Below are 11033 nucleotides of genomic sequence, written 5' to 3' on the forward strand. Positions count from 1 at the left end.
GCCGGGGCATCGGGCGTCTGAGCCACCTGCCGCAGGAACAACTCCCCCAGCGAGGCATCCGGCACGGCATGAGCCGTGTCGTTGAAGTCGACCACTGCCCGCCGGTATTCGTCGGGGGTGAGGATGTCGATGTGGTTGAGGGGCTGGTCGGGGTGGGTGGTGGCGATGTCGAGGAAGTGCAGCCAGCGCTCGAACAGGGCTCGGACGGTGGGCGGGTCGTAGATGTCGCTGGAGTACTCGATGGCACCGCTGATGCCCTGCGGTTCGCCATGGGCGCCGCGCTGCTCGGCGAGGCTGAAGAACAGGTCGAACTTCGCCGTCCCGGTCCGTCCGGGAGCGACGTCGATCGTCAGGCCGGGGAGCCGGAAACTCGCCTCGGGCGCGTTCTGGAGGGCGAGCATCACCTGGAAGAGCGGGTGGTGCGACAGGGTCCGGGTCGGGTTGAGGAGCTCGACCAGGTACTCGAAGGGGACGTCCTGGTGCGCGTAGGCGGCCAGACTCCGCTCCCGCACCCGCGTGATCAGCTCCGTGAAGCTCGGATCACCCGAGGTGTCCGTGCGCAACACCAACGTGTTGACGAAGAACCCGATCAGCTCGTCCAACGCCTGATCCGTGCGGCCGGCCACCGGACTGCCCACCGGAACATCCTCACCAGCCCCCAGCCGGGTCAACAAGGCCGCGAGCCCCGCCTGCAACACCATGAACAGACTCGCACCCGACGCCCGCGCCAGATCGGCCAACCGCCGGTGCAGATCCGCGTCGATATCAACCGTGAGGTAATCGCCCTGGTAGGTCATCACCGCCGGACGCGGACGATCCGAGGGCAGCGTCAGCTGATCCGGCAGCCCCGCCAGCGCCTCCCTCCAGTAAGCGATCTGGGTGGCGAACAGACTGTCAGGGTCGTTCTGGTCCCCCAGCAGCTCGTTCTGCCACAGCGTGTAGTCCGCGTACTGCACCGGCAACGCAGACCACTCCGGCACCCGCCCCTCCACCCGCGCCGTGTAAGCACGCGTCAGGTCGGTGGCGAGCGGACCCAACGACCACCCGTCACCCGCGATGTGATGCACGACCAGCAGCAGTACGTACTCCTGCGCCGAGAGTTGGAAGAGGTCGGCGCGCAGCGGGGTTTCGGTCGCCAGGTCGAAGGGGTGTCGGGCGGCTGACTTCAGGGCGTCCGGCAGCTCGTCCTCGGACGTGGCGGTGACGGCGAGGTGCGGGACGGACGCCTCGGGGGACAGCACCTGCTGGCAGGGGACGCCCTCGGCCTCAGGGAACACCGTCCGCAGACTCTCGTGCCGGGACACCACGTCACCGAGGGCGGCACGCAGCGCGTCACGGTCCAACTCACCGCTCAGCCTCAGTGCCAGCGGGATGTTGTAGGTGGCGCTAGGCCCCTCCATCTTGTGGATGAACCACAGCCTGCGCTGAGCGAAGGACAGCGGCATGACCTCGGGTCGCCGGCGGACGGTGACGGCCAGGCGTCCGGGCGCGGCCGTGTCGAGGAGTGCCGCCACCGCGGCCGGCGTCGGGCCCTCGAACAGCGCACGCAGCTCCAGCTCGACTCCGAACGCGGCACGGATCCGGGCGATCAGGCGGGTGGCCAGCAGCGAGTGGCCGCCCAGATCGAAGAAGTCGTCGTCCACGCCGACCCGGGGCAGGCCCAACACCTGCGCGAACAGATCGCACACGATCTGCTCCTGCGGCGTACGCGCCCCGCGCCCCGACCCGGCCGACGCGAACTCCGGCGCGGGCAGGGCCGCCCGGTCCAGCTTGCCGTTCGCCGTCAAGGGGAGCCGGTCGAGGGGGACGATGGCCGACGGGACCATGTAGTCGGGCAGATGGTCGCGGGTGTGCTCACGGAGCTTGGTGACCAGGGCACCGGTACCGCGGCGAGCGGCGGGGTTGGTCGCCCACGTGGACAGGGGGGCGGTGGAGGCGCTGGTGGGGAGCGCGGCGTAAGTGCCGACGGGGGCGCGGCCGGACAGCCGGCTCCGGTCGACGAAGACGAGGTCCACGGTGTCGCTGTCCTGGGTGTTCCAGGTGATGCCGGTCCAGTAGCCGTGCTCGTCGCCCAGGGCGTGGAAGGCCTCGAGGCCGGTTGATGAAGCGGTGGGGCGTACCGGCAGGGGTGTGCCCTCTTCGAGGGCCTGCCGCAGGGCGATTTCGTGGACGAGGCGGGGGTTCGAGACGCCGGTCAGACGAAGTTCCGCGGGCCGCTCGACCGCCAACTGCTGCCTCAGGTCAGCGAGGTTGGCTTGGGCGTCGGCGTGAGCGAGCCAGGGTCGGGTGGGGGCGTCGTCGAGGGGGTGGGCTGTGATGCCGGTCTTGTAGAGGGTGGCGTCGTAGCGGTAGCGGGTGAGTTCGTTGTGGGCGGTGCCGCGCTTGAGCTGGATGTCGGTGCCCGCCAGGTCGGGGAGGTGGTGGGCGAGGGCGCTGAAGTACTCGGGGTCGATCAGGAGTTCCTTCTCCAGGACCAGGCTCTGCTCGACGGCACGGCGGATCGCGGCCGTGTCGCTCGGGTCCTCGGCACGTGCAGTCTGCACACCGGAGGCGAAGGTCCGCAGCAATCGCGGATTGCGCAGGTCACCCAGGAACAGGGCGCCTCCTGGGGTGAGGGCGGTGAGCGCATGGTGGACGACCTGTTCCAGGTAGCCGGCGTTCGGGAAGTACTGGGCCACCGAGTTGAGCACGATCGTGTCGAAGTGGCCCTGTGGAAGGTCGCCGAAGTCGTGGGCGGGCTGGGTGCGAAGGTGTACCCGTGTGGCCAGGACGGGATCGGCGCCGACGTGCCGCCGAAGCTCGTCGATGACGGTGCGGGAGAAGTCGGTGCCCCAGTACTCCTCGCACTCGGGCGCCAGCCGGGCCAGGAGCAGCCCGGTGCCGACACCGATTTCGAGGACGCGGCGCGGCCGCAGGGACCGGATGCGGTCGACGGTCGTGTCACGCCACTCCCGCATCTCGGGCAGCGGGATCGGCCGGCCGTCGTAACTGCTGTTCCAGCTGGCGAAGTTCTCGCCGAAGGCCGTCTGCTTCGCAGCGTCGTACACGGCGTCGTACAGGCTCCGCCACTCGCTGAGCTGGTCCTGCTCCACAGCCTCGTCGTGGTCGCGCGCCGAGGTGTCGGCTACGACATATGCGACGAGCCGGGTGTCACCGGGCTGGTCCTCGCGGACGACGACGGCTGCCTGCGCGATGTCCGTGTGGCCGGTGAGGACCTCCTCGATCTCGCCGAGTTCGATGCGGAAGCCCCGGATCTTGATCTGGTGGTCGACGCGCCCGACGAACTCCAGCTCGCCGTCCTGGTTCCAGCGCACCAGGTCACCGGTGCGGTACATACGAGCACCGGCCTCGGGAGCGTACGGGTCCGCCACGAATCGCTCGGCCGTCATACCGGGCTTGTTCAGATAGCCGCGGGCCACACCGGATCCCGCGATGTACAGCTCCCCCACCACACCGGGCGCCACCAACTCCAGCCTCGAACCCAGCACATAGGTGCGCGTGTTGGCGATCGGTCGGCCGATCGGCGGTGCGCCCGCGCCGCCGGCCAGGTCCGCGGCGGTCGACCAGATGGTGGTCTCCGTGGGGCCGTACAGGTTGGTCAGGTCGTCGGTGAGCGTGCGCATCGAGTCGGCGAGCGGTGTGGGCAGCGCCTCACCGCCGACCAGGATGCGCAGGCCCCGAAGCGCCTCCGGGTCGTGCGCCACCAGGAGCTGCCACAATGAGGGGGTGGCCTGTACGACCGTGACGCCGTGCCGGGCGATCAGGTCGAGCACGGCGGACGGTTGAGGGACGGCCTCCTTGGGTGCGAGGACCACCGTGGCGCCCGACAGGAGCGGGTGGTACAGCTCCAGCGCAGCGATGTCGAAGGCCACCGTGGTGACCGCGAGCAGCCGTTCCCCCGTCCGGAGCGGGACCTTGCGCCGCATGCCTTCCAGGAAGTTGAGCAGCGGCGCGTGCGGGACGACCACGCCCTTGGGGCGCCCGGTCGAGCCTGACGTGTAGATCACGTATGCGGCGGCCTCGGGGGGCGGCGGTCCTGCGTGGCCGGTCTCGACCGGGTCGGTGTCGGGGCAGGCGGCCAGCAGGGCGTGTACGTCCGGGGAGTCCAGCACCAGTCGTTCCGCCGAACCACTCCTCGGCGTCCGCGCGTCCGTCGACAGCGTGGTGAGCAGCAGGGTGGGCCGTGCGTCCTCGAGTACGTAGGCGAGGCGGCCGGCCGGGTGGTCCGGGTCAAGCGGCAGGTACGCGGCGCCGCTCTTGAGCACGGCCAACAGGGCGACCACCAGCTCGGCCGAACGCGGCAGTGACAGCGCGACCACCCGGTCCGGACCCGCGCCCCGGCGCAGCAGGACGTGCGCGAGGCGGTTGGCGCGGCGGTCCAGTTCCGCGTAGGTCAGGGAGGTGTCCCCGGCGATCAGGGCCACGGCGTCCGGGGTGGCGGCGGCCTGCTCGGCGAAGCGGACCGGCAGCAGCTTCTCGCCGATCTCGGTCTCGGTCTCCAGCCAGGTGCCGAGCAGCTGCCGGTGTTCGTCGGGGGTGAGGATGTCGATGTGGTTGAGGGGCTGGTCGGGGTGGGTGGTGGCGATGTCGAGGAAGTGCAGCCAGCGCTCGAACAGGGCTCGGACGGTGGGCGGGTCGTAGATGTCGCTGGAGTACTCGATGGCACCGCTGATGCCCTGCGGTTCGCCATGGGCGCCGCGCTGCTCGGCGAGGCTGAAGAACAGGTCGAACTTCGCCGTCCCGGTCCGTCCGGGAGCGACGTCGATCGTCAGGCCGGGGAGCCGGAAACTCGCCTCGGGCGCGTTCTGGAGGGCGAGCATCACCTGGAAGAGCGGGTGGTGCGACAGCGTCCGGGTCGGGTTGAGGAGCTCGACCAGGTACTCGAAGGGGACATCCTGGTGCGCGTAGGCGGCCAGACTCCGCTCCCGCACCCGCGAGATCAGCTCCGTGAAACTCGGATCACCCGACGTGTCCGTGCGCAACACCAACGTGTTGACGAAGAACCCGATCAGCTCGTCCAACGCCTGATCCGTGCGGCCGGCCACCGGACTGCCCACCGGAACATCCTCACCAGCCCCCAGCCGCGTCAACAAGGCCGCGAGCCCCGCCTGCAACACCATGAACAGACTCGCACCCGACGCCCGCGCCAGATCGGCCAACCGCCGGTGCAGATCCGCGTCGATGTCGACGGTGACGTAGTCGCCCCGGTAGGTCATCACCGCCGGACGCGGACGGTCCGAGGGCAGCGTCAGCTGATCCGGCAGACCCGCCAACGCCTCCCTCCAGTACGCGATCTGGGTGGCGAACAGACTGTCAGGGTCGTTCTGGTCCCCCAGCAGCTCGTTCTGCCACAGCGTGTAGTCCGCGTACTGCACCGGCAACGCAGACCACTCCGGCACCCGCCCCTCCACCCGCGCCGTGTAAGCACGCGTCAGGTCGGCGGCAAGCGGACCCAACGACCACCCGTCACCCGCGATGTGATGCACGACCAGGACGAGGACGTGACCGTCGGGGGCGAGGCGGAACAGCTCGGCACGCAGGGGGATTTCGGTCGCCAGGTCGAAGGGGTGTCGGGCGGCCGACTTCAGGGCGTCCGCCAGCTCCGTCTCGGTGACGTCGGTGGCGGGCAGCTCGACGCTCACGCTGTCCAGGACGTGCTGGTAGGAGGTGCCCTCGGCCTCGGGGAACACCGTCCGCAGACTCTCGTGCCGGGCCACCACGTCCCCGAGGGCGGCACGCAGCGCGTCACGGTCCAACCTGCCCGTCAGTCGCATGACGAGCGGGATGTTGTAGGTGGCGCTCGGCCCCTCCATCTTGTGCAGGAACCACAGCCGCCGCTGGGCGAACGACAGGGGCACCGCGTCGGGCAGTTGCTGCTTGGTCAGGGCGAGCCGTGCGGGCCCGGCGGTGTCGAGCCGGGCCGCGACCACACCCGCGGTCCGTGCCTCGAAGAGCGTGCGCAGGCCGATCTCGACGCTGAAGGCGGTCCGGATGCGGGCGATCAGACGGGTGGCCAGCAGCGAGTGCCCGCCCAGGTCGAAGAAGTCGTCGTCCACGCCGACCCGGGGCAGCCCCAGCACCTGCGCGAACAGATCGCAGACGATCTGCTCCTGCGGCGTGCGCGCCTCCCGTCCGGATCCGGCCGGCGCGAAGTCCGGTGCGGGCAGAGCGGCCCGGTCCAGCTTGCCGTTCACCGTCAGCGGCAGGCTGTCCAGGAGCATGACGGCCGAGGGCACCATGTGCTCGGGCAGCCACTCGCGCACGAACTCCCGTGCCTCCTCGGACCGCAGGGCCTCGCGCGCCACGACATAGGCCACCAGCCGGGTCCTGCCGGGCTGGTCCTCGCGGGCGACCACGGCGGCCTGGGTGATGCGGGGGTGCTCGGTGAGGACGTTCTCGATCTCGCCGGGCTCGATGCGGAAGCCACGGATCTTGACCTGGTGGTCGGCGCGGCCGACGAACTCCAGGTCGCCGTCCTGGTTCCACCGCACCAGGTCACCGGTGCGGTACATACGAGCACCGGTCTCGGGGGCGTACGGGTCCGCCACGAACCGCTCGGCCGTCATACCGGGCATGCCCAAGTAACCACGGGCCACGGCGGATCCCGCGATGTACAGCTCCCCCACCACACCGGGCGCCACCAACTCCAGTCCCGAGCCCAGGACGTAGGCGCGGGTGTTGGTGATGGGCACGCCGATCGGCGCGGTGAGCGGCCAGTTGTCGGGGGTGTCGCTCAGGGTGTGGGCCGTAACCACGTGGGTCTCGGTGGGGCCGTAGTGGTTGTGCAGCACGCGCTGTGACACCGAGGTGTGGAACTCGCGGACGACGCGGCTGAGTGTCAGGGCCTCGCCGGCCTGGGCGATGGTCCGCAGCCGGGGCAGCGCCCGTCCCTGCTCGACGGCGGCCTCGGCGACGGCCTCCAGCACGAGGTTGGGCGCGAACAGTTCTTCCACTTCGTGCTCGTCCAGCCACTCGACGAACCGGGCCGCGTCCCGCCGGACGTCCTCGTCCGGGATCACCAGGGTCTTGCCGTACATCAGGGCCGACAGCATCTCCTGCGCGGAGACGTCGAAGCTGATGGCCGTGAACTGTGCCGTCCGTGTGCCGGGTTCGCCACCGACCGCCTTGTGGTGCCACTCCAGCAGGTTCACCAGCGCTCCCGCGGGCATGACGACGCCTTTGGGTCGTCCGGTGGAGCCGGAGGTGTAGATGACGTACGCGGGATGATCGGGCACGAGTGCGGTGACAGGGTTGTCCGCGGACCGGCCCGTCACGTCGAGCGTGTCCAGCAGCAGGACCGGCGTCCCGTCCACGGTGTCCGCCGAGAGACCGTGCCCGGTCGTCGTCAGCACAAGGGCGGGCCGCGCATCGGCGACCATATGGGCCAGCCGAGCCGCCGGATAGGCCGGATCCAGAGGAAGGTAGGCCCCACCCGCCTTCAGCACCGCCAGCACGGCCACCACCAGGTCCGCACTCCGCGGCAGAGCCAGAGCCACCACGTCCTCCGGACCCACACCACGACCCACCAGCTCATGAGCCAACCGGTTCGCCCGCTCGTTCAACTCCCCGTACGACAACGTGGCCCCGCCCCACACCACCGCCACCGCACCCGGCGCCTCAGCCACCCGCGCCTCGAACAACTCCGGCAACGTCACCCGCGACGGCACCACACCCGCAGGCACCGCCAGCACAGCCGCCCGCTCACTTGCGGACAGCAGATCGATCCGCCCGATCGGCCGGGAGGAATCCGTGACGACGAGGTCGAGCACCCGGATCAGCCGGTCGACGATCCCGGCGGCCGTCGCCCGGTCGAACAGGTCGTCGCGGTAGTCCAGGCGGAGGTACAGACGGCGGCCGGGGGCGGCGATCAGGGTCAGTGGATAGTGCGTCGCGTCCCGCCCGCGGTCCAGGTCAGGGGTGATCCGCAGTCCGGTGTCCGGCCGCTCGCCGGGTTCGTCCCACGGGTAGTTCTCGAAGACCAGGGAAGTGTCGAAGAGGTCGCCAAGTCCGGCCAGTTGCTGGATGCGGGCGAGCCCGAGGTGGTGGTGCCCGGTGAGCCGCGACTGCGCTCTCTGCACCTGTTCGACGGTGGTCAGCAGTGACTGCGCCGGGTCCAGGGACACCCGCACCGGCACCATGTGGATCAGCAGACCCACCATGTGCTCGACGCCGGGCAGTTGAGGGTCGCGTCCTGCCACGACGCCCCCGAACACGACGTCGTCGTGGCCGGTGCGCCGGCTCAGCACCAGCCCCCAGGCGGCCTGGAGCACGGTGTTCAGCGTCACCCCGTTCCGGCGCGCCCAGTCGGCCAGCGCTGCCGTGCGGTCCTCGTCCAGCTCCACCGTGATCCGCTCCGGCATCAGTCCGGGACGGCCCGGATCCACCGGGGCGAGCAGCGTCGGCTGTTCGAGTCCGCCGAGCGCCTCCCGCCAGGCGGTCTCCGCCGCCGGCTGGTCCTGCCGCGCGAGCCACTCCAGATACTGTCGGTAGGGGGCCACTCGAGGCAGCACGGTGGCGTCGCCGTGGCTGTCGTACAGCGTGGTCAACTCGCGCACGAGCAGTGGCGTCGACCAGCCGTCGAGCAGGATGTGGTGGGTGGTCATGACGAGGCGGTGGCGTTCGGCGGCCAGGCGCACCAGAGAGAAGCGCAGCAGGGGCGGCTCGGCCAGGTCGAACCGGCGGGCGTGCTCCTTGGCTGCGAGCCGGGCCAGCTCCCCCTCCGCCTCGGCGTCGGGAAGAGACGACAGGTCGAACTCGTCCCAGGGGACGTCGATCTGTCGTGGTATCAGCTGTACGGTCCGGCCGGAGTCCACCTGCCGGAAGCCGGCGCGCAGGTTCGGGTGCCGTTGGACGAGCGCGAGCACGGCGGCCCGCAGCCGCGTCGCGTCGAGGGCGCCCTCGATGGCGAAGACGTGCTGCACCGCGTAGACGTCCGCGCCCTCCTGCTCGTAGCGGGAGTGGAACAGCAGCCCCTCCTGCATCGGGGAGAGGGGGAGGATGTCTTCCAGGCCCGACGACGTCATTTCTGCACCCTCCACGCTGCTTCGAGCTGCTCGATGTCGTGCTGGCTGAGTTCGGTCAGGGGGAAGTCCGAGGGGCTGTGGCCGCCGGTGCCGGAGCGCTCGCCGTGGCGAACCAGTCCGCGGATCGCTCGGAACCAGTGGTCGGCCAGGGTTCGGACGTGCCGTTCGGTCCAGAGGTCCGGCGCCCAGGTCCAGACGGCCTCCAGTTCCGGCCCGTCCGGGGCGTCGCGGACCATGCTGTTCACCTCGAGCCCGTGCGCCAGCGCGGTCGCCGGGTCGGCGCCGCTCAGCAGGCCCGTCTCGGCGGCCACGGTCCATTCCGGGCGGCCGGGGACCACCGGGGCGCCCGCCGAGGGAAACCGGCCGAGATAGTTGAAACCGAGTTGCGGTACGGCGAGCTTGGCCAGCTCCGGCCCGGTCTCCGGACCGAGGTACCGCAGCAGGCCGTAGCCGATGCCCCGGTCGGGCAGGGAGCGGACCTGTTCCTTGACCCGTTTCAGGGCCTGGCCGAGCGGCGGCCCGCCGTCGACGACCTCTTCCCAGGCCAGGGGGCCCGGGTCGACACGGACGGGATACAGCGAGGTGAACCACCCCACGGTGCGCGAGAGGTCCGTGCCCTCGACGATCTCCTCGCGCCCGTGTCCCTCCACGTCCACCAGAAGAGCCGTGTGCCGCCCGCGTGCGTGGGTCCGGCGCCACTGGGCGACCGCCAAGGCGAGCGCGGTGAGCAGGACGTCGTCGACCTTCGCGTGGAAGGCCGTGGGCACGGTCGTCAGGAGCGGGGTGGTGACCTCGGTTGGCAGGGAGAGGGTGAGCTCGCGGGCGCGGCCCACGGTGTCCCGCTTGGCATCGAGTCGGCCGGTGGTCAGCGGTGGGTCGGCCGCGGTGAGCAGTTCGCTCCACAGCGCCGCCTCGGCGGTGCGGGCCGGCTGCCGGGCCTCGGCCGTGAGGAGACTCGCCCAGCGGCGCAGGGAGGTGCCCACCGGGTCCAGCCGTGGGGGACGACCGCCCCCGACGGCCTCGCAGGCGGCGATGAGATCGGGAAGCAGGATCCGCCAGGACACCCCATCGACGACGAGATGGTTGACGACGACCAGCAGTCTGCCTCGTTCGGCCGGTCCGGCGTCGAACCAGACCACCTGAACCAGCAGGCCACGCTCGGCTGACAGACGGGCGGACGCCGCCTTCGCCTGTGCGCGGACCAGCGTCGCGTCGACGGCGGCGGTCTCGACACGGTGTACCAGGTCCGCTGCCGACACGGACCCCACCGGACTCACCTGGAGCGACCACTCCCTGTTGTCCTGACCGCAGGGTGTCCGGGTCAACCGCAGCGCGTCGTGGTGGTCCACGAGTGCCTGAACGGCCGTGACGACGTGGTCCTCGCGCAGCTCGGCCGGCACCTCCAGCAGCATCGCCTGGTGGAACGCGTCGATGTCGCCACCGCGCGCGTCGTACCAGAGCATGATCGGGGTCGGTTCCATCCCTCCGACGCCACAGTCGTCGGGGCCGGGTGCCGACACGGCCAGTTCCTCGGCGACCTCGGCCAGTCCGGCCACGGTCCGCTGCTCGAAGACGTCCCGGACCGCGAGTCCGACACCCGCGGAGCGAGCGAGGCTGACCAGCCGGATCGAGACGATGCTGTCCCCGCCGAGCGCGAAGAAGTCGTCGTCGGGCCCGACCTCGTCCACGCCCAGGGCCTGCGCGACCAACGTCGCCAGCAGTCGCTCGCGCTCGGTCCGCGGCTCACGACGCGGCACATCCGCCCGCGCGCCCGGATCGGGTTCGGGCAGCGCGGCCCGGTCGAGCTTGCCGTTGGCCGTCAACGGCAGTTGGCTCAAGGTGACGTATGTGGACGGCGCCATGTATGCGGGCAACCGCTGCCGCACGAACTCACGCAGGTCTGCCGGTGTTTCGGCGGTGTCGGGGACGAGGTAGGCGATCAGGCGGGTGCTGCCGGACTGGTCGTGGTGGGAGACCACGGCAGCCTGGCCGATCGCCGGATGGTCCGTG

Annotated in this window: 2 protein-coding genes; both read right to left on the reverse strand. The window is 70.7% G+C overall.

What is annotated here, in order from left to right:
• Positions 1–9023 (reverse strand): amino acid adenylation domain-containing protein (locus ACIBA9_RS37880; protein ID WP_399370289.1); only part of this gene is annotated, 9023 nt, incomplete at its 3' end.
• Positions 9020–11033: condensation domain-containing protein (locus tag ACIBA9_RS37885; RefSeq protein WP_399370292.1), on the reverse strand; the 2014-nt coding region annotated here is incomplete at its 5' end. The genes ACIBA9_RS37880 and ACIBA9_RS37885, both read right to left, overlap by 4 nt.

It is taken from the genome of Streptomyces sp. NPDC051452 (assembly GCF_044454765.1).
GTDB lineage: Bacteria > Actinomycetota > Actinomycetes > Streptomycetales > Streptomycetaceae > Streptomyces.